This window comes from Pseudomonas sp. RIT778 (assembly GCF_019718735.1).
Lineage (GTDB): Bacteria > Pseudomonadota > Gammaproteobacteria > Pseudomonadales > Pseudomonadaceae > Aquipseudomonas > Aquipseudomonas aphyarum.
This window is the reverse complement of record NZ_JAIHBA010000057.1, coordinates 1-25,271: the sequence shown is the minus strand read 5'-3', so window position 1 is coordinate 25,271 and position 25,271 is coordinate 1. Positions and strand designations below refer to the sequence as shown.

The window sequence follows — 25,271 nt, the reverse complement described above, 5'->3', positions numbered from 1 at the left end:
GGTTGGGTGTTGGTTTCTTCATGATTTTTACCCTGTATGACGGTTATAGCTGGCCCTATTCGGTTTCCAAGCGAATAGGTGGCAGCTGTACGCAGGCTGGAAACCCGGGACAGAGCAACCCGGCAGACACGAGGTCTCCTACGCACAGCCGCCATAACAAAGCGCACACCATGAGGGTGCGCAGGATACGTTATGAATGGCGCTTGTACGCTCTGTTGTTACGCGGGTTTCCATGCCCGATCGCTGAATTGGCAGCGACCGAAACAGGCTAGAGCCCGCGCTTCCGACGGACAACCTGAAAACCTTGTGGGAAGGATCGGCAAAACCGAAACAACTTTTAAACATTCGAGAATGGAACGCGGAGCGTCCCGGGCTGCATTCCCACGCGGAGCGTGGGAACGATCAAAGCAAAAGCAGTCCGCTTTTCGCTTTTCGCTTTTCGCTTTTCGCTTTTCGCTTCTCACCACTCAACACAATGAGCGTTAGCTCGAGTAAAGCTTTTGACGTGCCGGCCCCTTCGGCAGGCTGAGTGGAGGGATTTATCCGGGGGTGGGAGCGAAGCGACCGTTTGGCGAAGCCAAACACATCGAGAGGAGGTGCAGCGAAGCAAACCGGAGGCGATGCCCCCGGATGAATCCCGGAGCGAAGGAACCCCGAGCCCCAGCGAGGGGCCGAACGCCGGGGCCCAGACCTTTGGTTACTTTGGGGCGTTTGCCAAAGTGACCCGCCGTAAGGGCGGAACCGTCAGCGGCCGCATCCAAAGAAACGGATATTCACACCCCCCCCAAAGGAACCTGGTCGGCCCAAAGGCCGCCAAGTTCACTCAGCCTCCGGATCCACCTTGTTCTGAGTCAGGTACCGATTCAAAACATCATCCTGCGAAGGCGTAGAAGCATCCCCCGCCACCTGCCACAACCGCCGCTCAATCCCCTGTGCCACCATATGCCCCACCGCCGCCTCAATCGCCGAAAGCACACACAACTGCGCCGGCTCATTAGTCGTGTACCCAACCTCAGCCTCAAGCAACTTCTTGAACTCGATAAACTTGAAAATCCCCGCACTGCGCGCCACCGAATAAATCGTCTTGCTGGTCATCACATTCGCCAACACCTGCCCGCTGCGAACATCCACTGCGCGCAAGTTGACGGTGACCTGATCGACCCGATACTCACGGGACAGATCAATCCCCAGATACCGCGCCCCTTCCCCACCGCTGCGCACGTTGGTGTCATAAGCGATGATCCCGCCCTCAAGCATCATGTTCGCCGCCTGCAACGGTGGCAGCTCACCCTGAATGTTCACCGGCGTATTCGGCTTCTTCTGAGAGGCACGAATGATCTTGCGTTCAGTCAGCAGGTTCTGCAGCCCCTCGCGTTCAAGCACCACAAACCAGCCGCTGGCCTGCATCGCGTCCATCAACATCGACGCCGCGCCCTGAGTGACGCTGGTGGAAAACGAACTCGCCGGCGTCGGTTTGTACTGCCCGGTCTGGTCACGGAAGCCGTACACCACCGCCATCAGCCGACCCTTGGGTCGCGGCATTTTCAGCAAGTCGTAATAAGTGGAGGCCCTGGGGGTCAGGGTCGGGGTATCGGTGTCCTGCTCGGCCGGCATCGGCTCGCGCAGACTGCACCCTTGTAATGCTGCCAACATCAGCCCTAGCGCTATTATTTTTTTCATGTCCATCACTCCCCGGAACCGTCATCCCGTCATGGGTTGAGGCCGTTCACCTGAATTTCGGAAACTTCGCCGCTCGCTCGGTCGGTCACTTCAATCGTGAGTGCCCCCGAGTCATCAACGACGTTGACGATAAAAGCGTCGGTGGACAGGCTCCCCGTGTTGCCGGTGGAGATGTTGTCCAGCAGTTGCCCTAGCAACCGTGACTGCAATTGACTGGTGAAGCGTTCGAGTGCCGAAGTGCCGGCCACCGTCGAACGCTTCTTGAGATCTGGATCGTCGTGGTCGTTTTGCGCCTGGGCGTTGTTGAGCAGCCAGGTGCCGTTGAGCGGGTTGCCGCCGAACGACGGGTTGACCGGCGTGTAGACCAGTTCGGTGGCCTGGACGGCAGCGGCGCTGGCAAGCCCGATCAACAACCCCGAGATCCAGAATCCGCTGCGCCGTGAGAACGTTGTCGTGTTCATAGTTCGTCCTTCTCAAGGTCGGTGGTGTCCTGCAACAAGGCTTCCAGCTTGCGCCGGACGACCTCCAGTCGAACCGAGTCGGCGGCCTCGTAGGCCTCGTCCTTCAGTTCCACGGTGTTCGGCGGCAGGAAGCGCCGATACACCAGGCGTTGTTGATATTCGACGGTCACCAGGCTCCCCCAGCGTGCGTCGGGGCGCTCGCGCACCACCAGGTTGAAATCCATGCGGCTGGTGTCGCGCAGGCGCTCGCTGAACGAGTAGTAAAAGTCGTGGCCGATGTGCGAGATCGTGTCGTCGACGATGAAGCCCATCATTTCGTCTTCTTCGCTGGCGCTGGCGAAAGACGCCACGGCCGCGAGGACCAACGCGCACCACACGTGGCGGCTCATGGCTGCAACGCCTGCGGCAGAGCCGACTGGCCTTTGACCGGTGACCCGTTGCCAGGGCCGGTGCCATCGAGAAAGGCTTTCTCGGCCACGAACTGCCAGTCCGAATAACGCTGCATGCCTTCGAAATCCGACCACTGCGACGGGAAGTCCGCCTGCTTCAACGGCACCTCGGTGGAGGCACTGTTGATGCCGGTGATGCGTCCGTCGAAACCCCGTTGCAGTGCCCATTCACCGCCGCCGATCGGGTCCGGATAGAGCTGGCGCAGATGGTGGCGGGCTTCCGGAAAACGTTCGTCCTGCAGCAGGTCGACCAGCTCTTTCGGGTACTGCGCCAACCCTGGCGAGCTGCGGTAGTAACTGCGCAGCGCCTGGGCGTACTGGGTGCCGACCCACAGCAGTTGCTTCTCGCGATCGCGGCGCGACACGGTCGACCACAGCTCGCCGGCACTGGCCAGGCCCATGCCCATGATCACGATCAGGAACAGCACGCCCAGGTAGGTGAACCCACCCTGCTCCACGTGCTTACCACTCGGAATACTGGCTGCCATCACGCGCCCTCCCGGTAGCTCCGCTCTTGATGTCGGCAACGCCGCCCGCCACGCCGTCCGGCGGAGCGATCAGCACCCATTGGTCATTGCGTTCGGTGATCGGGTCCAGCGGCGCATTGCGCAGGTAACGGGTTTCCACCAGTTGCTCGATGGAATCGGGATAGCGCCCGGTGTCGCCGTAATAGTGATCCAGCGCCTCGCGCATGGCCGACAGGCTCTGGTGCAACGTGGTCTCTTTCGAGGCCTCGAGGCTGTTGAAGTAGCGTGGCAAGGCGATGGTCATCAGGGTCGCGATGATCGCCATCACCACCATCAGCTCGAGCAAGGTAAAACCCTTTTCCCGGCGCATGAGAATCACCACTCGCGGTACGCGATGCCGTTGAGGCCCTTGCCCCGGGCGTGGGAGTAGACGTCGAACACGTCCTCGCCATCGCGCGGGTTCTGGGCCGAACTGTTGTAGGCGCGCAGGCCCCAACCACCGTTGTCGTCACGTTTGGCCGGCACCAGCGGATCCCGCGGTATCCGGCGCAGAAAGTAGAACTTCGCACCCTTGGCGCTACGCACGTCGCGCACGCCTTCGACCAGCACTTTCAGGTTCGGCGGATAGCCGCTGCTGTTAAGGGATTTCTCGATGTAGCCGGCATCGAAGGCACGCTTGTAGGCGTCGATGCCATCGCGAATCTGATACAGCGCGGTGCGCAGTTCCTGCTCCTTGCCACGCCGTACCAGGGTCTCGGTCAGCGGCGCGGCCATACCGGCCAGCAGGCCGATCAGGGCCAGCGTCACCACGACTTCGATCAAGGTAAAACCGCGCTGGGAGGCGTTCATGATCAAGGCTTCTCGACGGTGACGTGAGTGGTTGCCACGGCCGCTTCACCGACTGCACGAGGCTGCGCGGCAGGCGCCGGCATGGTGTAGTTCTGCGAACGGTCCGGCGCCTGGATGTGCATGCTGGTTTCGGTGCCGGTCGGGAATTCCATGTCCGACGGGCTCTGGTACGGCAGGTTGCGCACGATCCGTGGGGTGATCGAGAGCACCAGTTCCGATTTGCCGATGGTGTCCTTGTTGCTCCCGAACAACCGGCCCAGACCCGGAATGTCGCCGAGGCCCGGAATCTTGTTGCCGGTGGCGCCGTGGTCGTTGCGCATCAGGCCGGCGAGGATCTGGGTTTCGCCGTCATGCAGGCGCAGCGAGGTCTGGGCGTTGCGGGTGTCAACCTGCACCGGGATCGTCCCCTGGCGGGTCGGCTCCAGCGGCGTGGCGTTACTCACTTCCAGGGCAATCTTGATCGCCACTTCGTTGTTCAGGTGCACGGTCGGTTGCACTTCGAGCTTCAGACCGACGTCGAGGTAGGTGACGCTTTCGGTGATCACCGGGCCTTGAGTCGAAGGCACCGAGGTGGCGCTGATGATCGGCACGCGCTGACCGATGTGGATGCGCGCCTGTTCGCGGTTGCTGACGCGGATCACCGGGCTGGCCAGGGTGTTGATGTCGTTGTCCTGCGCGTTGATCTTGGCCTGCGGCGACGGCGAGATCGAAATCCGGCTGGAGTTGATGCCTTTCAGTTGATCGAGAAGGGTCACCGCCGAACCGTCGCTGTTGACCACACCGAAGGTATTCGGCCATTGCAGGCCCAGATCGAGAATGCGCTGGGTGGCGACTTCCATCACTTCCACTTCCAGCACCACTTCGGGGTTGGACTGGTCTTGCGATTGCAGGAGTTTCTCGGCCATGCGCACGGCGTCTTCGGTGTCGCGCATGGTCAGGGTGTTCAGGCGCTCGTCGACGAACACGTCGCGGGTCTTGAGCATGGTCTTGATCATGTTCAGCGCGGTGTTGGCGTCGATGCTGGTCAGGTAGAAGGTGCGCATCACCAGCTCTTGATAATCCTTCAGCTTCTGCGGCGAGTCCGGAAAGATCAGCAAGGTGTTTTCGTTCACCACTTTCTGGTGCAGCTGGTTCTGTTGCAGCAGCAGTTGCACGGCGTCTTCGATGCGCACGTCACGCACGAAAATCGTGGCTTTCATGTCCGGACGCAGGTCCTTGTCGAAGATGAAATTCAGGCCGGCGACCTGCGACAGCACTTCGAAAATGGTCTTGAGGTTGGCGTCGCGAAATTCCAGAGTCACCGGGCGGTCGAGCCGGGTGCGCAGTTGCGGGTACTGAACCACGTTGCGGCTCTGCACCAGCCGGATGTTGCCTTGCAGCTCCAGCGCGCCGTCGTTTTTCGGGTCGAGTTCGAGGATCTGTTTGACCTGGCGGTCGGCGCCATAGATATCGCCCCGGCGCAGGTCGCCACGGGCCAGTTCAAGTTTCTCGTCCATGCTGCGCAGGTAATCGAGCTGGCGCAGGGCATCCTGAGCGCGGCGGTTGTTCGGCTCGATGGTCAGCACCCGGCTGTAGGCGGTGCGGGCCGAAGCGAAATCGCGGCGGGCGCGGTCGGTGTCGCCGGAGGTCAGCAGCGCGGTAATGGCTTTGGCCCGTCCGCTGTTGAGCAGCAAATGCAGTTCGGTGTCGCGAGGATCTTCGCGCAGGCCTTCTTCGATCCGGGCCAGCCCGGCCTCGTATTGACCCTGCTCGATCAGGTCGGAAGCCTCCTTGTTGGCGACCTGCGCGGAACTGCACGCGGCCAGCCCGGCACACAGGCCGAGGCTCATCAGCAAACGGGATCTGTTCATTGCGTACTCCCCACAGACAAGGTCTGCGACAAATGCAAAGGCAGGTAGACCAGGCTCAGTTCCACATCGGAAATCGCCGCAATCTTCCAGGTGTCGTCGATCACATCCCCGCTGCGCACGACGTAGATTTTCTCGCCGTCCTGCAAGAACACCTGCAGGTCGCTGCGGTCATGCAGCCTGCCGACGAACTGAAACGGCACCGGTGGCAGGCTCGGGGCTTGCACCACCGGGGTCGGGTTGATCGCTTGTTCGGTGACCGTCGCCAGGGTCGGCGCGGCCTTCCAGGATTTGCTCGCAAACAGGTCGCCGGCCGGGCTCAGGTCCTTGATCGGCGCCGCATTCGCCTTGGCGCTGCTGGCGGGCAAGGCGCCACGGGCGCTGGCTTTGGCCGGGCTGGCCACGGCGACCTCGGTCGAGTCCGCCTCGTCGCTCGGCGAGAAATATTCCGGCAACCAGGCCAGCGCCGCCGCCACGCCGAAGAACGCCACCCAGCCGGTTATGCGTTTGGTGTCCATCACGACCTCGACAGGTAGAGGGTCATACGGATCCGGCCGCTGAGGTCGGTGTCGGCAATCTTCTTGCGTTGAAACTCGACGTCTTCCACCACCACCGCCGGCAACTGGCCGAGCAAGGCGTGCAGGAAACGGCGCAGTTGCGGGTAGCTGCCGCGCACCGGCAACAGGATCTGGTAGCGCGCCAGATGGGTCTTGGGATCGACGCCGAGGGCGTATTCGCCGCGCGCCAGGGTGATGTGCTCCTGCGCAGCCAACGCATAGATGCGATCGATGGCGACGGTGGCTTGCGGCTGGGCCGGCAGCTTGTTGCGGAAATCATCGAGCTGACGCTGCGGCACCACCGGCGGCGCGATGCTACCGTCCTCGACCTTGGCCAGGTATTCGGTGGCTTCCTGGGTTTGCTGGCTGAGCTGTTGCAGCGATTGCCAGCCCGGCAGCAAACCGCCGAGTGCCCAGGCCAGCGTGACCAGCAGCAGCGCCAGACCGGCCAGGCCCGGTACGCCGAGGCCTTGCAGGTATTCGTGAACGATCAGTCTAGGGATTCGCATCGCCTATCTCCCAGGTCGCCGACAGGTTGAATTGCACCGGTTGCTCCGGCGATTTGACGACGATTTCGTGGCTCAGCAGCGACACGTCGGACAGCTCGTCACTGGCCTCCAGCCGTTTGTGGAAATCCAGCATCGCTTGCAGATCCCGCGCCTCGGCGCTGATCCGTACCTGGCCCTTGCGTGCATCCGGGGTCAGGGTCAGCAAGGCGATGTCGTCGCGCGGCATGGCTTCGAGCATGGCGAACAGGCGTTCCCAGGGGCGGCGCAGTTGCTGCGAGACCTTGCGCATTTCGGCGAGGTTCTGCGCCTGCTCGCGGGTTTCCGCCGGGCTCAGCGTTGTCTTGCTGCCGCTGTCGCCGGTGAGCTGGCGCTGGGTGTGCTGCAAGTGACCTTGCTGTTGTTCGGCCTGATCGCCGAGGTGCTGCTGCACGCCGAAGCACACCAGCGCGAGCAACACACCGCCGCCGAGCAGGCTCCAGCCCAACGGGCCGGAACGCGGACGGGGCTGGAAGTCGAGGTTCAAGGCGCGCATGTCAGGCCACCGCCCGGGACATGACGTACAAGGCGTCACGCACGGTCATCGAGTTGTCTTCGAGAGTGCGCAGGTGCACCCCCGCCACATCCGGTTGCGCATCGAGGCGCGCCGGGGCGTGCAGATAAACGTTGAAGGCGCGTTCGCTGGTGGAGGCTTGCAGTTGCCGTTCACGACCGATCAGCGCGCTGAGTGCCGCGTCGCTGTCGCTGCCGCCCACCGAACGCACCGACGACCAGCGCCCTTCCCTTGCCAGCAGCAACACACTGCGTTGCGGTTCGGCGACGATGAACAGGAAGTCGCCAGCGTCGAGGCTTTTGTCGAAGCGGTTGAACGCGGTCATCAGGTACGGCTGCACCGAGCGCAGGCGCAGGCCGCGACCCGTGACCAGCGTGCGCAGGCGTTCCAGCAAATCCTGCGGCAAGGCACTGGCGATCCGGTCATGCCCGGCCGGCTCGGCCGACAGCACCAGGCTCCACGGTTGGGTCGGGGCGCCGAACAGGTCTTCGAAGCACAGTTGGGCGAAGCCGCGCAGTTCGTCAGGGCTGCTGATCTGCTCGCTCCATGGCACCAGGCAGAAGCGGCTGAAGTGACCGGAGATCACCACGCTCAGCTCGGCACCGGTACGGGTGTGTTCGCCGAGCAGGCGGTCGAGGGTGTCCAGCGCCACCGCGTAGCTCTGGAAGCTTTCGTCGATGTAGCCGACGCTGCCCAGCCACAGTGTGTCGCTGCCCCGGCGCTGGCCGAGGCCGACACCGCTGGCGCCGAGCACGGCGATAAATTGATCACGCGATAAAAGTGACACGATTGATCTCCTCCAGCGTGGTCCGACCGTGCTCCACCAGCTCCAGCGCCGATTCGCGCAACAGGCGCAAACCACGGGCGCAGGCCAGGGCTTTGATCTGGGTGATGGGTTGGCGCTCGACGATCATCTGGCGCAGTTCGTCGTCCAGGTGCAGCAGCTCGGCAATCGCCGTACGCCCGCGATAGCCACTGCCCCGGCAATGGCCGCAGCCCTTGCCGTGGACGAAGTGGTAGTGATCGACTTTCTGTGGATCGAGGCCCGAAGCGCGCAGCTCTTCATCGCTCGGGTTGACCGGCGTGCTGCAACTGCTGCACACCAGCCGGATCAGGCGCTGGGCGAGAATCGCGTTGAGCGCCGAGACCAGGCTGTAGGGGTCGATTTCCATCTGGGTGAAGCGGCCGATCACGTCGAACACGTTGTTGGCGTGAATGGTGGTGAATACGAGGTGACCGGTGAGCGCCGATTGCACGGCGATCTGCGCGGTGTCCGGGTCACGGATCTCGCCGACCATGATCTTGTCCGGGTCGTGGCGCAGGATCGAGCGCAGGCCACGGGCGAAGGTCAGGCCTTTTTTCTCGTTGACCGGGATTTGCAGCACGCCGGGCAGCTGATATTCCACCGGGTCTTCGATGGTGATGATCTTGTCCACGCCGTGGTTGATCTCGGTGATCATCGCGTACAGCGTGGTGGTCTTGCCGCTGCCGGTGGGGCCGGTCACCAGCACCATGCCATAGGGTTCGGCAGCCAGGCGACGCAGTTGGCGCAGGGTTTCGTCTTCAAAGCCCAGCGCCTGAAGCTGCACGCCGCAGACCTTGTCGGCCAGGTCCTGTTTATCCAGCACCCGCAGCACCGCGTCTTCGCCGAAGATGCTTGGCATGATCGAAACGCGAAAGTCGATCTGCCGGCCGCTGATGCCGATCTTGAAGCGACCGTCCTGAGGCACGCGTTTTTCGCCGATGTCCAGCTCGGCCATGACCTTGACTCGCGAGATCACCTGCTCGGCGAACTCGCTGCCCTGGATCTTGCCGATGTTGTTCAGCACGCCGTCGATCCGGTACTTGATCACCAGGCCCTGGCCGGTGGTGCCGAGGTGGATGTCGCTGGCGTGCATTTTCAACGCGTCGTACAGGGTCGAGTTGACCAGTTTCACTACCACGCTCGAGTCTTCGCTGATGCTGGTCAGCGACAGGCTTTGCAGGGTGTCGGTCTCGCTGCCGGCGTCGGCCTGGGCGTTGAGCGATTCGACGGCGTGGAAGCTTTCTTCGTGGCGGGCCAGATAGGCCTTGAGGTCGTCGGCGTGAACGAGATACAGCGGCGCGCCGTGCAGGCATTCGTCGATCCAGGCCAGGCGCGACGTGTCGAAGGGGTCGGCGAACACACCGATGACTTCGTCGTTGTGGCGCAGCAGGATGAATTCACGTTTGAGGCATTGCGCGAGGGTGACCCGGTCGAACACCGGGGTCGCCAGAAACAGCGTGTCGGTGTCGAGCACCGGATAATGCAGGGTGGCGCCGAGGCTGGCAATGAACGGCATCGGCGCCAGTTCGCAGAGCACGGCCAGCGCATCGAGCACCCGTTCCCCGGACGTGGTGGCCCGTGCCCGGGCCTGGGCCAGTTGTTCACTGGAAAAGCGTGGCGGGGTCTGTGCCTCCTGTGGAGGATTGACCGACAGCGGTTCGACGACAACGGACAGACGATCCATGGCTTGCTCTCCAACACCCGGGGCTTGAGGCCCTGACGGCGCGGGAGGCGAATTCGGCGAGTGCCGGAACGTCTATCGCGCCATTACTCCCCGGTGAGCATTTGATCGTCGTCCGGTGCCATGGCCTCCGACCTGTTTCGTCGGCGGTCCGCCAGCACCCAACTGCCATCGTACAACTGCAACGGGAAGCTCTCGGTCCTGCTCTGGCGTCGTTCGACAAAGCCTTCGGATGGGCTCGCACCGGGTTTCGCTTCGCGCTGGATCCCCAGAAGGTCGCAGACAGCTCGGGCAAGTTCCGCCAAAGGAAACGGTTTGAACAGGATGTGACTGACCCCCAGTTGCCGCGCCCGCTCACAGACTTCAGCGGTCGGGTGACCCGTTATCAGCACGAAATGACACGTCCTGTTCTGGCGAACCGCGTCGAGCACCTCGAACCCTTCCATATCGGGCAAGCGGTAATCGAACACCAGCACGTCGGGGGCGAAAGTCTCGGCCAGGCCGATTCCCTCTGCGCCGTCATGTGCAATCCGGACTTCCAGCCCTTGCGCCGACAGATAATCCTGAAGGTTCTGTGCAAGCAGCTGTTCGTCTTCGACAACCAGTACTTTGTTAACCAAGGTGGACTCCCTGAAACCTCAAGTGCCGGCAATTGAAATTCAATGACCCGAACCTGCTGGAGTGCGCCTCACAAGAGGTAACGCACACTTCATGCCAGGCTGAGTGCCGGTAATTTTTTGTCTTCATGTCCTTGAATTGAATGGAAATGCCCGCTCGTCCCGGTACCCCGTTCCCCAGAAACGGGGAAGCACCTGAATGGGCATCGAAGCCATTCCCCACTATTGGGGGGGAACCTTCAGTCGTCGTCAATTCGTTCGATCCTGTTCTCTGCCCGTAATTGCGCGAGCACCTGACGACGAGCCTGGGTCTGTTGCTGTCGGGCGAGGTACGCCCTGACTGTTTCCAGCCCTTGCTCCTCTGGGACATCGGCCGCCTCCTTGTGGTTCTCGACAAAAATCAAATGCCAGCCGAACGGTGTGCGCACCGCCGTGCTGACTTCGCCAGGCTTGAGAGCAAAGGCCGCCGTTTCAAACGCCGGCACCATCTGCCCACGGGCGAAATACCCCAGATCCCCGCCCTGGCTGGCGGTGATATCTTCCGATCCCGATTGAGCGACGCTAGCAAAGGTTTGCCCCCCTGCGATAGCGGCACGCAACTCTTCTAAGCGTAGCCGCGCCGCTTCAACCGTGGCGGCATCGGCATCGCCGGCAACCTTGATCAGAATGTGCCGGGCCTGTACCTGCTCCGGCGCGCCCATTTCAGCGCGGTGTTCTGCAAAAAACGCCCGCACCGTTTGCTCGTCCGGGGCCTGGACTTTAGTCAGCTCGGCGAACATCCGCTGCGCCGCCAGTTCGCGGTGGGTGTACTCGGTGAACGAGGCCTCATCGAAACCGGCGTCCTGCAGACGCTGGAGGAATTTATCGGTGCCGCCGATGGCGGTGCGGGTCTGCTCGACCTGTTCGCGCACGGCTTGCGCATCGATTTTCACCCCGCGCTTGCGCGATTCCTGCCAGAGCAGTTCCTTGTCGATCAGCGTGTCCAGTGCGGCCTGACGCAGTTGCTTATAGGCCTTGGGGTTGCGGATGCTCGCCACGGCGCGGCCCTGATCTTCCAGGTATTCGGCGAAAAAGCGTTCCAGGCGAAACTCGGAAATCGCCTCGCCGTTGACCCGGGCGGCCACCGGTTCATTGTTCGCCAGCGCCAGCGCCACCGGCAACCAGCATGTCAGCAGCAAACACAGGGTTTTGAGCTTCATGATCAGGGCCTCCGGTCAGGGCGTGGCAATAATCGGTTTGTAGGGAGCGACCAGATAAAAACGCTGGTCGGGCAAGTCAACGGTGACCACGTGCGCCCCGCTCAGGCCCAATCGTCGGCCGGGACCGAAGCTCAGGCGCGGGGTCAGGCCGGTGTCGAAGTCGTGCAGGCCTTCGAGCGCCGCCACCAGTTTTTCGCGGCTGGCGTCGCGGCCCGCCTGCTTCATGCCTTCGCTGAACAACAGCATCGAGGCGTAGGCGCCTACTTGCAGCACCGCGTGCTGGGCGCCGAGGCCTTGATGCTCGCGCAACAGCGTCAGCGCCATGCGCCCGGCCTGGGTCCAGTCGCTGGGCACGAACGGATACGCCAGAAACACCCGCCGGGAAAAACCCTCCGGCACCTGCAACAGATCCCCCGCCACCTGGCTCGATGCGGCAAACAGGTACGGCACCTGCCCGGCATTCTGCAACCCGGCCGCCAGCCGGCTGAAACCACCGCCGTTGCCCAGGTAGAACACCGAGCGTGAGCCCAGCGGCAAGCTGTCCGCCGTCGGGTCGTAGGCCTGCAAATGGACTTTTTGCCAGCCGTGATCCTGCAGATAGCGGCCAAGGGTCTGTGCCGCCAGCACCTGGGCCGGGTCATCGGGATAGGCAATCAGCGTCGGCCCTTGCAGCACCCGCAAACTGGCGGTGGCGTAGTCGGCCAGCGCGATCAGTTGCTCGCGCAGGCCCGGCAGCGGTTCGAAAATCTGCGGGCTGGCCTGCACCGGGCCGAGCAGCGACATGGCCCCGATCAGCGGCACGCCGGACTGCTCCAGGCGCGGCGCCAGTTCGCTGTCCAGCGCCGGGGCCAGCGGTGCAATCAGGGCGAAGACTTTCTCTTCCTCGATCAACCGTTGCAGGGCCTGTTCGGCGCTGGCGCGATCCGGGCCGGGATCGGCCACAGTCAGGCGCAACTGCCGGCCGTGAATGCCGCCGGCCTGATTGATCCGCGCAACGCTGCCGTTGAGCACCGCCGCGATGGTGGCGCCCTCCTCGGCCAGCGGCCCCTGGCTGGGCAACAAGGTGCCCAGGTGCAAGGTCTGGTCATCGAGCCCCGGATCGCGGTCATCGGCCAGGCGTTTGAGGTACGCGGTGAGGTTGCGCTGATCCTTCATCGACAGCAGGAAGCGCGGCATGCTCGGGTCGAGGCGATTGTTGCCGGGGTCGCGGCCCTGCTGGATCACCCGCGCCAGACTGCTGTCGGTGTAGGCCGGGTAGTTGCGGCCGTTGACCTGTTGCTGCCCATGGATGCTGGTCAGCCGCGACCAGTTGAGCTCCGGCGGACGCACCCCGCCTTCGGGTCGGCCCAGACCATCGGCGCCGTGGCAGTTGGCGCACGGCAGGCTGGTGGCCGGCAGCAACACGTCCGCCGCGCCGACCCGCGCCATGATCGGCTCGCCGCTGGCGGACAGGCCTTCACGGTACAGGCGCTTGCCGGCGCTTTCTTCATCGGTCAGCGGCAACGCGGCCGCGCCGAGGCTGACGCCAGCGAGCAGGATCAGGGCGAGGACGCGGCCGAGGTTCATGGCGCGGACTCAGCGGCCGGCCACGGGCATTGTCAGCAGCTGCAAGCGCTGGGCAATGGCGGCGGCCGGGGCGTCGGGACGGATTTTGCTCCAGCGTTTGTTGGCCACATCGCCGACGATCAACTGGGTCGAGTGCTGCTCGGGCGTCGGCACGATCTGGCCGATGCGGCCCAGCACCAGGTCCATCTGCGCCTTGTCGCCGGTAAGGAAAAGCCAGTGAGGGTCATCGGCACCCTGCTTCAAGGTGTAAGCCTTGAGCACCGCCGGCGTGTCGCGCAGCGGATCACTGGTAAGGGAAATGAAGGTGATGCCGTCGGCCTTGTCGCCCAGCAGCTCGCGGACTTCCTTGAGCTTGCGGGTGATCAGCGGGCAGGCGTCGTTGCAACTGGTGAAGATCACGTTAAGCAGCACCACGCGGTTGTGCAGCGCATCGCTGTAGAAACGCTGGACGTCGCCGTGCTGGTCGAGCAACGGGGTGTCGGTGAACCAGGTTTTCGCATCGTGGGTGCCTTTGGCCGGTGCGGGCGCAGCGCTAGCTGTGGCGGGTGCGGGTTGCTCGTGGCCTTCGTGAGCCAGGGCCATGGCGCTGAAAATCCAGAAACAGACCGTCAGGGTGATCCAGTCCAGGGTTCTCATGGTTGTTGCTCCATGGCAATCGCGGTGTGTTTGGCGTGGGTGCGCAGGCCGCTGAGTTTCTCGACTTCCCTGGCCAGCAATGCCGGGTCGGTGAAGCCGTAATAGCGCGTCCAGTGGCGACTGTTGCCGTCACCGACGAGGATCAGCGGCTGGTGATTCTTGAAGTCGCCGCTGAAACTGCCGAGGCCCTTGAGGGTGGCGGTGATCGATTGCGGCGAACCGGTGAGCCAGCTCCAGCCCGGGCCTTTCTGGAAGGTGCGGGCGTAATCCTGCAAGCGTTTCGGGTCGTCGCGCTGCGGGTCGATGCTGATCGACACCAGTTGTACTTCGGTGCCGACCCGGGCACCGAGCTGTTTCTGCACCTTGCCCATGATCGACGAGACCACCGGGCAGACCGTGGTGCAACTGGTGTAGATGAAACTCATGACGACGATCTTGTTGTGCACCAGATCCTGTTCCAGGTGCACGGTCTTGCCGTTCTGGTCGAGCAGCGGCACGTCGGCGAACTTGACCTGGGCGTGCTCCTGGCTGTTGGCGGCCGGTGCCGTGTGCCCGGCATGCTCGTCCGCCGAGTGGGCGCTGGCCTGCTGGATACCGACGGCCAACAGGCACAGGGTCAGCAGGCCACGGGATGCAAATCGGTTCATGGTCTTTTCCTCGTCACTGAGTCTGGCCGGGCAGCACCCGGACACTGGCAAATGTCTTGTCGTCGAAACCGGCGCCCAGCGAGGCCGCGCGCACATGCAGGTACCAGGCGCCGCTGCGGTCGAGAGTCACCGGCGCTTCGTACACGCCGTCGGCGACTTCCCGTGCGGCCACTTCGCGGGGCCGGGAAGTCGGCGCGAGGAAGTAGCGCAACTGCACGTCGGTCACGCCGCTGCGCTGGATCTTCTGTTTGCCCTGGACGATGCGAAAGCGCACCACGTACGGGTCGTTGAGGGCCACGGCGGTCTTGTCCAGCAGGAACTCGACTTTCGCTGCGCCCAGGTGTTTTTCCGGCGCACCGTCGGACGCCACCTGGGCGCTGAAGCAATGAATGATGTTCGGCTGGTTGAGCAGGAACGCCACGTCGAAGCGCCCCGCCGCCGGCAGCTTGACCCGGGCGCTGTAGAGCCCCGGCGAGACCTCGCGCAGGCTGCGGTCGATCACCAGCGCGGCGCGGGCGATCTGCCCCCGGTTGGGGTAACCGGACATCGGCGCGTTCATGCCTTCGGCGTAGAAATAGGTGGTGTTGTCCACCGGGTTGACCACGAACACCGCGTTGTCATCGCGCGATACCGCGAGGCTCGACGCCAGCGGCAGATCGCCGGCCAGCCGTGGCGGCTGCGGCCCGGCTTCAAAACCTTGGGTAATCGGCTGACGCCCTTCGCCCAGCGAAGACAGGTTGATCATGGTGACTTTCGGCGAGGCCAGTCCGCGCACGTAGGCATAGGCCTGGGTGAACACCACTTGATAGGGTTCGGCTGAAACCTCCAGATCATGGATCGCCGAATCGTTGGCCGCGTCGATGACTGTGGCGCGGTTTTCCACCGTGTTCAGCACCACACCAAAACGGCCGTCGGCGCTGAAGCCCATCGGGCCGAGGCCCTGTTGCAGCTTGATCACCCGGCGGACGGCGCGGCTGTTGCTGTCGATCACCGTGACGGTGCCGTCCTTGCCATCGGCCACGTACACCGCGCCGGACAGCGGCGAGTACGCCACCGACAACGGGCTGGCACCGGTCTTGACCTGTTGCAGCAGGCTCAGGCTGGCGATGTCGATAACGCTCAGGGTGCCGTCGTCGCGGTTGCTGACGAAGGCGAAACGGCTGTCCTTGCTGAAGGTGATTTCGTGGTGGCCGCGCCCGGTTGCCAGGTGTTTGAGCGGTTTGAGGCTCTGGGTGTCGATCACCGTTACGCCGGATTCTTCAGCCTTGCTCGCGTTGTTGCCGACCCACAGCAGGCGCTCGTCCGGTTGCAGCGCGACCCGCACCGGTTGGCTGCCAGCGGCCACCGAGTCGATCACCCTGAATTGCTCGCTGTCGATCACCGCCACTTCCCCCGCCGTCGGCATCGACACGAAGACCTTTTTGTTGTCCTTGGGCGTGACCCAGTCCATCGGCGACTGCTTGAGTTCGATCCGCGCCAAAGTACTGGTAATGCCGCCGACCGACACTGACGGATCGACCACCGAAACGCTGGCATCGCGGTTCATCACCAGCAGGAAATAGCTGTTGAGGTCGAGCAGTGGCCGCGCGCCGATATTGGATTTGAGGAACGTGCCGACCCGCGACTTGCAGCTCTGGTCACGGCCCTGGGCCTGATCGGCGGCGACGGCTTGCGGATCGATCCACGCCCCCGGCGCTACACCGGACAACGGCTGGCCGGACGCACCGTCGGTGACGCGAAACTGCACGTCGGCGAACTCGCCCTCACGCAGCTGGCCGTCGCTGGCCAGCGGCTTCAGATCGAAGGCGATCGACACGCCGTCGCGGGTCAGCACCTGCCCGGCGCCGGTTTGCGCCAGGGCAATCTCGCTCAGCGTGAGCAGCGCGCCGGCCATCGCCAGCAGGCAGACGCCAATGATGTTGATGATCCTGTTCATACCTCTCTCCCCTACAAACCTTTCCCCACCTGTGGGAGCGGTTTCACCGGTTCCCACAGGTCGCGCATTGGCACCTACTGAGCAGGCGGCGCCGGCTCCGGCTCATTGGTCACCCGCAGCAATCCCCACAGCCCCGAGGTGTTGCCATAGGCGGCGTAATCGCGGAACAGGTAGTCCCCCGGTATCGCGTTGCTGCCCCCGGCGCTCGGGATCATGAAGCTGAAGTGCGCCGCCGGCAGGATGCTTTCGTGAGCGCCGATGTACATCGACATCGGGTTGTAGCCGAAGCGCACCGAACCCACGCCCGGCGTGCCCATCGGGTAGCCGCCGGTGTCGCTCTTCTCGGCCTGGAACGGGTTGAGCGACCAGACGTGTCCGTCGAGCTGGAACGTCGTGCCGCGACTGCCGCCGCTCGGCATCAGGATGTGCGTACGGAAAGGCTGACCCGGTTTGGCATACAGCACCGGCGTTTGCGGATCGCCCCCCACCAGCGCATTGCTGTAGGCCATGTGCGCGTTGGTCATGTCGCCGTAACCCGCGCCATCGGCGCGGCCGAACGGCGCATCCGGGGCGAGGCCGAAGCGATACCACAGCGGTTCGGTCTTGTAGTTGATGGCCATGCTCGAGTTGTCCTGCGGATCGGTCGGCACGCCGAAGCCCTCGGCAGCGATGCCTTCGACCGGCCGGCCATTGGCCCAGCGGGTGTTCAGCGCCTTGTGCCAGACCATCGCGAAGTCGCGGTAAGTCGTCTGCCCCGGTGCGGTGACCGTGGCGTTGACCTTGCGCGCATCGTCGACCCAGGTCGCGCCGATCGGCAGGATGCTCATCGCACCACCCAGGCCTTTTTGCGGTTGCTTGATCACATCCGCCGGGGTGAAGTTCAGGCCACCGAACTCCACGGCCGTGGCGTTGATGTTGTCGACACTGCGGCCCAGTTGCGTGACCGGTTTGCCTTCACGCTCCAGGTGCCCGGCGTAGTACTGATAGGTACGGGTCGGGTAGGCACCGCTGCTGCCGACCCGTGGCGGCACGGTCTGGGTCGGGTTGGCGCCGACGTTGGCACCGTCGGATTTGGTGATGTCGTAGGCCAGCAGTTGGGCGTGCAGCCCCACGTGGCTGGACGGCCGCATCAGGTTGTTGCTGAAGGTGGTCGAGCCCAGGCCGCTGTTGCGGTCGCGCTTGACCATGCCTTGCATCACCGCAGTCTGGGTCAGGTCCGGCATCACGCTCGGCAGACGGTTTTCCAGGGTGATGTTGATGCAGTCCCCGGCCGCTGCGCGCAGCACCAGCGGTTCGACCGGAATGCCGGGTTTGAGCTTGCCGCTGACCGGATCGAGGTCGGATTTGCGCACGTACAGGATCGCCGTCGGATCATGCAGCGGCCCGCTTTGGCCACCAATGGTGATGGTCTCGCCGTCCTCAGGATCAGTGACCGTGACCTGCGGAATACTGACCGTGCGCGAGTTCAGCACCAGGGTGCCGCCCGCCGGATTCAGCGGCCCGCCGACATGCTGACCGAGCCCGGCCGAATCCCCGATGCTCAGGCCCAGCGGATTGCCGAGGATGTCGTTGGCCAGCGCGGCGACCACTTCATAGTTGCGCTGCACCGTCGGACGGGTGCCGATGCCGTTGGGGTTGGCGCTGATCCGTGGGCAACTGCCTTCGAACGCCACGGTATTGCGCATGCCGGCCGGACTCGGGTTGTTCGGGATGGCGAACAGGTCATTGCGTTTGGCCGTGTAGTTGCGCATCACGCCCCAGATCCCGCTCCAGTAGCCTTCGATCGAAGCGTCCATCGAGTACAGATAGTCACCGGTGGTCGCCGCAGAGCTGGACAGCATCGACACAGGTGCGATGAAGCCCATCTGTTCGGAGATGCCGATCATCTGCGAGGCGCGCCAGCCTGAGTTGGAGCTGTTGCCGAAACCGGAACCGCTCTGCAGCCATTTCACGCCGTGCAGGGTGACGTTGTGCTCTTCCTCGTGGCCGCCGGCATGCACCCGCAGCCGCACGTTGTCGCCGGTATAGGTACGCAGCATCGGGGTGAACGGGTCGCCCGGCTCGCTGCCGCCCTTGTTGATGTGCGGCGGGAACAATGTCGTGCCGCCAGTCGGGCCGGTGGCGGCCGTGACCAGGTTCGGCGCCAGGTTCATCGCCGGAATCGCGCGGTCGGTACGGCTTTGCATGGCATAGGCCAGATCGCCGCCGAGGCCGTCAGCCTGCATGCCGCGCTTGCCGTCAGGGCCGACCTTGTTCGGGTCGTAGACCCGCAAGGCCAGCGGCTCGTTGCGATAGTTGACGACGAACATGCCCGGATCATCCACGGAGATCGCTTGCGGGCAAGGCCGGCTCGGGCAGCCCGGCACCTGACCGCCCTGCACTTCCAGCACGCCTTCGAGCAGGGTGCTGGCGTTGTTGCGCACCGGCGGGTTGATCGCGTAGCGGAAGCTGTCAGCCGTGGCCGGGAACGCTTGCGGATTAGGCACGCCGTTGGGGCCGGCGCCCACGTACACACCGGCTTCATAGGCGTGCTGGAAGTCGCTGTATTCGAGGAAGAACTCACGGAAGCTGTCGTTCTTGCCGTCGCCGTCGAGGTCGCCGGTGTTGATCACCGCCTGCCATGAGGTCGGCCCGCCGTCCTGGCGCGCGCCGCTGTACAGAGGCTCGCCGGTTTCGGCGTGGAACCAGGTGGAACCGGCCGGCTCCGCCAGCACCGTGGCATACAGGCCGATCTGCTGGTGAGTCGATGGGCCGAGGTGGTCGTGGGTGAAGATGGTCCCCAGGCCCCGATCCACGCCCTTGGCGTTGACCACCGGATCAACGAACCAGCGTTGCATGGCCGTGCGCGCGCCCATCCAGTCACTGCGCCCGAATTGGCCGAAGAACGGATGCGCCTTGGCTTTCGGGCACGCCTGGGTGCCGTCGCGCGGATCGGTGCCCTCGCACTGGTTGAATTCGCGGATCGCCTGAATGCGTTCCTGAACAGCGCCTGGGGAGAGCACGCCGTCCTCGTAGTTCCAGCCGTTGGAGGAACCGTCGGCAGCCGTCAGGTCCCACTTCGGCAGGTGAATGTGCTGGCCGATCACGTCAGTCGGCGTGCGCACCTGATAGTCGTCCATCTCGTAGGTGGCAGGCACCAGGTTGGTTTGCTGGTATTGCACGCAGTCAAAGGTGTTCATGCGCATCACCAGTGGCTCTGGCGGACGCTGCTTGGTGATCACCGGCCAGGCGTCTTCCCACAGCGCCAGAATCCGGGCTTGCGGGAAGTGATAGCCGACCTTGTTGTAGACCGCGTCGAACTGAATGTTGGCGGCCTTGTAGATGCGCGGGCGGTCGGCGGTGAAGGTCGAGGCGCCGACGAAGGACATGCCGTCCAGCCGGTCGCCGCTGGCGAATTCACCGGTGCCGGCGCTGCTGGTCAGGCGTTTTTGCCGGTCGTCCATGCACGGTTCGTAGTACGGCGCGCCGGCAATCGGCAAGGCGCCGTTGGTGCGGAAGGCCTTCGCCACGATCTGATTGCCGGGCAGCAAGGCAAAGCTTGGGTGATCCTTTTTCGCGTGGAACGCCATCGCGGCCTGTTCCACTTCAGTGCCTTCTTCGGGCAGGTAAATCGGTTTGGCGCGGGTGACTTCCTTGGAGAAGTCCAGCGCGGTGGTCACGGTGTGTGCCGCGCCTCCGGCCGATACCCCGTCGAGGGTGTGACGTTGCAAGCCGCCGTCCCATCCGCCGGACTGATTCGGGTCGAGGTTGGCCCACAGCGCTTTGCCGCTGGCTTTCAACGATTGCGCGGTGGCCGCGTCGAGCATGTCCAGCGGTGGGGTTGGCGGACGCTGACCGACCGAACTTTCCATGCCGCCGATCCAGAATGGATAACCAGGGTTTTTCAGGCTGCCGTCGGCGTTACGGTTGGCTTCGCTGCGATCAACCAGCGCCAGCGAGCCAATGGCTTGCGAACCACCGTTGCCGCCGTGGTGTTCGCCGTCGTCATCGCCCTCTTCTTCCTCATCGTCGTCATCGTTGCCGGCGACCAGGGTTTCGCCGATTTTCGGCACCACCACCACTTTGCCCGGCATCGGGGCCATGGCTTTGCCGGGCAGCGGCACGACGGCAGGAATCGGCGTGCCGGCAATGATCTCGCCATCCGGCAAGGCGCGGGCACCGGCGGCCGGTTTACCGCTGCGCAGTGCGTAAGGTTCGCTGTGATAACCATCGGCGCCCTGTTGCGAGACTTCCAGCCGGGTGCCCTCTTCGAACACATCGTGCACCCGCCACATCGACCACATGCCTTGGGCAAAATGCGGGTAGAAGTGGCAGTGATAGATCGCATCGCCGGCTACCCGGTTGCGGTTGCCGGAGCCGCCGTTGGCGATTTCGTAGGTATAGCCGGCCCCCGGACCAATGCCTTGGGCATCGACGTAATCGGAGTTGTCGTCGTTGGGGTTGAACAGCCACTGATGGCCGTGCAGGTGAAAGATGTGCTGCTCGTGGCCGTTGTGAGTGTTGCGGAATTTGACGAAGTCACCGATGTAGCTGTGGTTGACGTTCGACGGCTCCGACGGATACAGGGCCATGGTGGCCTTGACGCCGACCTGATCGGCGCTCGGGGTCTGGCCGGGGGCGATGTTCTCAAGCCCGGTGTTGGCCGGCACGTCCACCAGCATCGCCACGTCGCCGACGGTGTGCGAGCTGAGGAAGAATTCTTCGTAGGCGCACGACAGGCAGTCGTGCATCGGACCTACGCCGAGGCGGTTGGCGACCACTTCAGCGCCCATGCCGCCGGAACCGTAGTTGATCATGAACGAGTCGCGGGTCGGCTCCAGCACATGGGCCATGACCGGGTCGGCCCAGTAGGCGGGGAACGCCTGGGTAGCGGCGGTTTCGTCCTGGAACTGCGAGGCGAAATCACGAAACGGCTCGAGGCGGTTGGGGATCGCCGGGTTGCGTTTGCCCACCGATTCCAGCGGATAGGTGCTGGGCGCAAAACTGCCATCGGCGTTGCTGCCCATGACGATCGCGTCGCTTTCGCTGGAGATGATTTCGTTGCCGTCGACCATGCTGATGATCGGCGTGCCGGCCTTGCCTTCACGCAACCACGGTTCGCGCTGCGGGTAGCGAGCCTGGTAATCGACGATGGGGTGACCGGCCGGTGTGCGGCCGGTGGTTGCCAGACGCATTTCTTCTTCAGTGAGGGTGTTGCGATAGGTGCGTCCCGATTTCGGCACCACCACGACCTGGCCGAACAGGCCGTTGGCGACGTTCCCGGCCGCGCCCTCCCCGCCGAATGTCGCGCCACGGCTGCTGACGGCAAACGCCCCTTCGCGCTCCGCATACAGAACATACGAACGGCTTGCACCCGGCGGCACCAGGGTGTTGGCGTTGCGCCCGGTGTAGGAAGAAATGTCGTCGATGCTGTTCACCGCTTGCATGCCGTTGACCTGGAAACCGACATGGCGGTCGGCAACCTGCTCGTCGACCTTGAAGTCTTCCGCGCCGCCGGCGTTCTCGATGCCCTCCTCGCCTTCTTCTTCGCCTTCAGGCCCTTCGAAGTGCTTGTTGGGGTTGGCCTGGTAATCGAGCAGGTTTTGCAGATTGATCGTCAGGCAATCACCGGCCGCCACCCGCAGCACCAGCGGCCGTGGACGCTTGTCCGCACGCAGCGAGACCTTGCCCGGCACCGCGCTGCCGCCGTAGGCCAGCGAGACGTCATGGTCATCGACCACGTCGCGGCGCAGCGCGAACATCATCCCGTTGACGTTCTGCGCACCGAGGCGGTTGAACATCAGCGGTTGATCGAAGGCGACCACATTGGCCACCAGATTGCGCTCGCAGCGCACGGCGGCGCTGGCCAGTTCGACGCTGAGCATCGAAACCAGCAACAGCAGCCAGTTCAACAGGGACGGTGCGTGGTGAATGCCAACCATGATCGGAAACCTCGTAGTGGGTGCTCACAGGGAACGATTCTCGATAAACCCCTTGGAGCAATCCGCGTGCCACAAAAAATTGCTTTCCATCTCAACCAGTTACACAAACCACTTGAGAATCCGGGGGATATTCCCCACCCGATTCCCCACTTTTTCCGGGGCCATCGGTTTGCCCCGATAGTGGGGAAACCGGGGAGATCCTTTACAACGGCGCGTCCACCGCCAGCCCCTGCAGGCGCCGGTACTGACGCAGCACGCTCGGGACATAACGCTGGGTTTCGGCGAACGGCGGGATCACCCGGCCCCGGCTGAGCACCGCGTCAGGCCCGGCGTTGTAAGCGGCCACGGCCAGGGCGATGTCGTTGTCGAACATCGTCATCAGGCGCTTGAGGTATTTGGCCCCGCCCTGGATGTTGGCCTTGGGGTCGTAGACGTCGGTGACGCCCATGTCCCGCGCGGTGCCGGGCATCAACTGCATCAGGCCGCCGGCACCCTTGGGTGAGGTGGCGCCGGGGTTGTAGTTGGATTCGGACTTGATCACCGCATGCAGCAAAGCTTCGGGCAGCTGATTGGCGGTGGCGGCGGCTGACACCAGCTCGGCGTAGGGCTGGTTGGCGATCAATTGCGGTTGCCGGTCAAGGCTGACCAGCGGCGCATCGGCTTCGCGGATCACCCGCTCGTAAGTGCGTCCGGGACGGTGGACGTTGGACAGCACGTAGCTGCCCTTGGCGTCCACGGATACGAAGACATCGGCTTGCGCGACACCGCTTAACAGCACGCAGCCGAGCAGTCCTGCAGTGAATGAATGGATCATTGGGCCTCCCCTGACAGGCCCCGAAAAATTGGGGGAAATGCCCCACTGACCCGTCGTCAATCAGCCGTACGCAAGCACTGTGCCGACTCTTGAAAAGCCCGTAATACAAGGGCTTCAGCCCGGCAGTCGAAATTATCGGGGGCTGAGCATGGCAATTGCATAAGCCCTTTCGGCGACACGGCTGCCACTCACGGGAGGTCATCATGAAGCTGCATTTTCGTCCGCGTGCCCAACGCGGTTTCACCCTGCTCGAATTGCTCGTGGTGCTGGTGGTGCTCGGCCTGTTGGCCGGGATCGTCGCGCCCAAATATTTCGCCCAGCTGGGGCGTTCCGAGGTGAAGGTCGCCAAGGCGCAGATCGAAGGCCTGAGCAAGGCACTGGATTTGTACCGGCTGGAAGTCGGCCATTACCCGTCCACCGAACAGGGCTTGCAGGCGCTGGTGACCGCACCGAGCGACGAAGCCAAATGGACCGGCCCGTACTTGCAGAAAAAACTGCCGCAGGATCCGTGGGGGCGTAACTACACCTACCGCTATCCCGGCGAAAACAGCGAGTACGACCTGCTCTCGATGGGCAAGGACGGCCAGCCTGGCGGCGAAGGCGAAAACGCCGAAGTCACCAACTGGCAATAAGCGGAGCACACGGCATGCGATTTCAACTCAAAGCAGTGGGCAAGGCCGGGGTGGTGTCGCTGAGTGTCGAGGCGCCGGGTCAGAGCGAAGCTCGGCGCATCGCCGAGGATCAGGGCTTGCGCGTGGTCAGCCTGCACGCCGAGCGCCACTGGCGTTCGTTGCGCCTGAGCAAGCGTGAAACCTTCAACCTGGTGCTGTTCAGCCAGGAACTGACCACCCTGCTCAACGCCGGACTGCCGCTGATCGATGCGCTGGAAAGCCTGGCCGAAAAAGAAACCGCCCCCGCCGCCCGCAAAACCTTGAGCGAGCTGGTGCGGCTGCTGTACGAGGGCAAATCCTTTTCCCAGGCACTGGGCCAGTTGTCGGCGGTTTTCCCGCCCTTGTACGTTGCGCTGGTACAGTCCAGCGAGAAGACCGGCGCGGTCGGCGATGCGCTGGGCCGTTACGTGAGCTATCGCCAGCGCATGGACGAGGTGCGGCAGAAGATCGTCAGCGCCTCGATCTACCCGCTGTTGCTGCTGGTAGTCGGCAGTGGCGTGGTGCTGTTTTTGATGGGCTACGTAGTGCCGCGCTTCAGTCTGGTGTTCGAAGGGCTGGGCTCGAACCTGCCGTGGCTGTCGCAGATCCTGATGAGCAGCGGCATGTTTCTGCACGCCCATCAGGGTGAGTTTTTCGGCCTGTTGGCGACAATCGTCATCGCCCTCGCCGTGCTGCAGAAACAACCGGCGTTTCGCCGTGGGCTGGATCGGCTGGTGGAGAAACTGCCCGCCGTGCACCAGCGGATTTTCATGTATGAGCTGGCGCGGTTTTACCGGTCACTCGGGATTCTGCTGCAAGGCGGGATTCCGCTGGTGACGGCCATGGGCATGGTGCGCGGCCTGCTCACGGTAGCCTCGCGAGCCCGCCTGGATCAGGCCTGCGAGCGGGTGCGCGAGGGGCAGTCGTTGTCCACTGCGCTTGAGCTCAACCGTCTGGTGACGCCCGTGTCCCTGCGCCTGCTGCGCGCCGGCGAACAGTCCGGCAACCTCGGGCAAATGATGGAACGCAGCGCCGATTTCTACGACGAGGAAATCAGCCGCTGGATCGAGTGGTTCGTGCGTCTGTTCGAGCCGCTGCTCATGACCTTCATCGGCCTGTTGATCGGGGTGATCGTGATCCTGATGTACATCCCGATCTTCGAACTGGCTTCGAGTATCCACTGACCTCGGGAACGGGTCGGATCACACGCAAAACAAGGCACATCCACGTTCCCAATCAAGACAACAAAGACGGAGAACGATATGCACATTAAAAAGCTCGTGCTCGCAATGGCCATCGGCGCAGTCCTGTCGGCGTCTACCGTATTGATTCCGGACAGCCTGTCCGGGGTGTCGAGTGTTCAGGCCAAGGATGGGGGAAGTGGTGGTGGCGGCGGTGGTGGAGGTAGTGGCGGAGGCGGAGGCGGTAAC

General features: G+C 63.6%; 22 protein-coding genes. 2 read left to right on the top strand and 20 right to left on the bottom strand.

The features are described from left to right. Window positions 1-819: 819 nt before the first annotated feature. The 20 genes from K5E37_RS28440 to K5E37_RS28345 form a co-directional block, all read right to left on the bottom strand. Window positions 820-1,680, bottom strand: coding sequence for a CsgG/HfaB family protein (locus tag K5E37_RS28440; protein WP_085607704.1), 861 nt, complete (start codon window positions 1,678-1,680; stop codon window positions 820-822). 29 nt (window positions 1,681-1,709) lie between these two features. Then, on the bottom strand, window positions 1,710-2,141 hold the full coding sequence (locus tag K5E37_RS28435) for a curli assembly protein CsgF (protein WP_007956141.1): 432 nt from the start codon (window positions 2,139-2,141) through the stop codon (window positions 1,710-1,712). Continuing rightward, on the bottom strand, window positions 2,138-2,530 hold the full coding sequence (gene csgE / locus K5E37_RS28430; RefSeq protein ID WP_221535744.1) for a curli production assembly/transport protein CsgE: 393 nt from the start codon (window positions 2,528-2,530) through the stop codon (window positions 2,138-2,140). Before csgE ends, K5E37_RS28435 begins: the two co-directional genes overlap by 4 nt. Then, entirely contained in the window at window positions 2,527-3,078 is a 552-nt protein-coding gene (locus tag K5E37_RS28425; protein ID WP_207985653.1) for a type II secretion system protein, read from the bottom strand. The genes csgE and K5E37_RS28425 overlap by 4 nt, the downstream gene beginning before the upstream one ends. Next, entirely contained in the window at window positions 3,053-3,427 is a 375-nt protein-coding gene (locus K5E37_RS28420; RefSeq protein ID WP_007956137.1) for a type II secretion system protein, read from the bottom strand. The genes K5E37_RS28425 and K5E37_RS28420 overlap by 26 nt, the downstream gene beginning before the upstream one ends. A gap of 5 nt (window positions 3,428-3,432) precedes the next feature. Continuing rightward, window positions 3,433-3,906: a type II secretion system protein gene (locus K5E37_RS28415; protein WP_007956136.1), complete on the bottom strand. Its 474-nt coding sequence runs from the start codon at window positions 3,904-3,906 to the stop codon at window positions 3,433-3,435. A gap of 2 nt (window positions 3,907-3,908) precedes the next feature. Then, entirely contained in the window at window positions 3,909-5,756 is a 1,848-nt protein-coding gene (locus K5E37_RS28410) for a secretin N-terminal domain-containing protein (protein ID WP_221535743.1), read from the bottom strand. Beyond that, a complete protein-coding gene (locus tag K5E37_RS28405; RefSeq protein ID WP_007956134.1) occupies window positions 5,753-6,271 on the bottom strand; it encodes a hypothetical protein in 519 nt (172 codons plus the stop codon). The genes K5E37_RS28410 and K5E37_RS28405 overlap by 4 nt, the downstream gene beginning before the upstream one ends. Then, entirely contained in the window at window positions 6,271-6,819 is a 549-nt protein-coding gene (locus K5E37_RS28400; RefSeq protein WP_011333432.1) for a GspMb/PilO family protein, read from the bottom strand. The genes K5E37_RS28405 and K5E37_RS28400 overlap by 1 nt, the downstream gene beginning before the upstream one ends. After that, window positions 6,806-7,351 carry a PilN domain-containing protein gene (locus tag K5E37_RS28395; RefSeq protein WP_007956129.1) on the bottom strand — a complete coding sequence of 182 codons (546 nt, stop codon included), beginning with the start codon at window positions 7,349-7,351 and terminating at the stop codon, window positions 6,806-6,808. Before K5E37_RS28395 ends, K5E37_RS28400 begins: the two co-directional genes overlap by 14 nt. A 1-nt stretch (window position 7,352) precedes the next feature. After that, the gene (locus K5E37_RS28390) at window positions 7,353-8,156 is read right to left on the bottom strand and encodes a hypothetical protein (RefSeq protein WP_221535742.1); all 804 of its coding nucleotides are present in this window, start codon (window positions 8,154-8,156) and stop codon (window positions 7,353-7,355) included. Beyond that, window positions 8,137-9,858 carry a GspE/PulE family protein gene (locus K5E37_RS28385; protein WP_011333429.1) on the bottom strand — a complete coding sequence of 574 codons (1,722 nt, stop codon included), beginning with the start codon at window positions 9,856-9,858 and terminating at the stop codon, window positions 8,137-8,139. The genes K5E37_RS28390 and K5E37_RS28385 overlap by 20 nt, the downstream gene beginning before the upstream one ends. 83 nt (window positions 9,859-9,941) lie before the next feature. Then, the gene (locus tag K5E37_RS28380) at window positions 9,942-10,475 is read right to left on the bottom strand and encodes a response regulator (protein WP_007956122.1); all 534 of its coding nucleotides are present in this window, start codon (window positions 10,473-10,475) and stop codon (window positions 9,942-9,944) included. Between the two features lie 236 nt (window positions 10,476-10,711). Continuing rightward, window positions 10,712-11,671 carry a peptidylprolyl isomerase gene (locus K5E37_RS28375; protein ID WP_221535741.1) on the bottom strand — a complete coding sequence of 320 codons (960 nt, stop codon included), beginning with the start codon at window positions 11,669-11,671 and terminating at the stop codon, window positions 10,712-10,714. A gap of 15 nt (window positions 11,672-11,686) precedes the next feature. After that, on the bottom strand, window positions 11,687-13,237 hold the full coding sequence (locus K5E37_RS28370; RefSeq protein ID WP_221535740.1) for an ABC transporter substrate-binding protein: 1,551 nt from the start codon (window positions 13,235-13,237) through the stop codon (window positions 11,687-11,689). Between the two features lie 9 nt (window positions 13,238-13,246). Further along, on the bottom strand, window positions 13,247-13,873 hold the full coding sequence (locus K5E37_RS28365; RefSeq protein WP_221535739.1) for an SCO family protein: 627 nt from the start codon (window positions 13,871-13,873) through the stop codon (window positions 13,247-13,249). Continuing rightward, window positions 13,870-14,520 carry an SCO family protein gene (locus K5E37_RS28360; RefSeq protein WP_221535738.1) on the bottom strand — a complete coding sequence of 217 codons (651 nt, stop codon included), beginning with the start codon at window positions 14,518-14,520 and terminating at the stop codon, window positions 13,870-13,872. The genes K5E37_RS28365 and K5E37_RS28360 overlap by 4 nt, the downstream gene beginning before the upstream one ends. Window positions 14,521-14,533: 13 nt before the next feature. Continuing rightward, window positions 14,534-16,456 carry a YncE family protein gene (locus K5E37_RS28355; protein ID WP_221535737.1) on the bottom strand — a complete coding sequence of 641 codons (1,923 nt, stop codon included), beginning with the start codon at window positions 16,454-16,456 and terminating at the stop codon, window positions 14,534-14,536. Window positions 16,457-16,530: 74 nt separating this feature from the next. Beyond that, the gene (mnxG, locus tag K5E37_RS28350) at window positions 16,531-22,377 is read right to left on the bottom strand and encodes a manganese-oxidizing multicopper oxidase MnxG (protein WP_221535736.1); all 5,847 of its coding nucleotides are present in this window, start codon (window positions 22,375-22,377) and stop codon (window positions 16,531-16,533) included. A 202-nt stretch (window positions 22,378-22,579) separates the two neighbouring features. After that, a complete protein-coding gene (locus K5E37_RS28345; RefSeq protein WP_085607726.1) occupies window positions 22,580-23,191 on the bottom strand; it encodes a lytic transglycosylase domain-containing protein in 612 nt (203 codons plus the stop codon). 203 nt (window positions 23,192-23,394) lie between these two features. Between K5E37_RS28345 and gspG the strand changes: the two genes are divergently transcribed. Beyond that, window positions 23,395-23,823, top strand: coding sequence for a type II secretion system major pseudopilin GspG (gene gspG / locus K5E37_RS28340; RefSeq protein WP_007956107.1), 429 nt, complete (start codon window positions 23,395-23,397; stop codon window positions 23,821-23,823). A gap of 14 nt (window positions 23,824-23,837) precedes the next feature. Further along, window positions 23,838-25,025 (top strand): type II secretion system F family protein, encoded by a 1,188-nt coding sequence (locus K5E37_RS28335; protein WP_221535735.1) that lies wholly within the window; start codon window positions 23,838-23,840, stop codon window positions 25,023-25,025. Window positions 25,026-25,271: the final 246 nt, after the last annotated feature.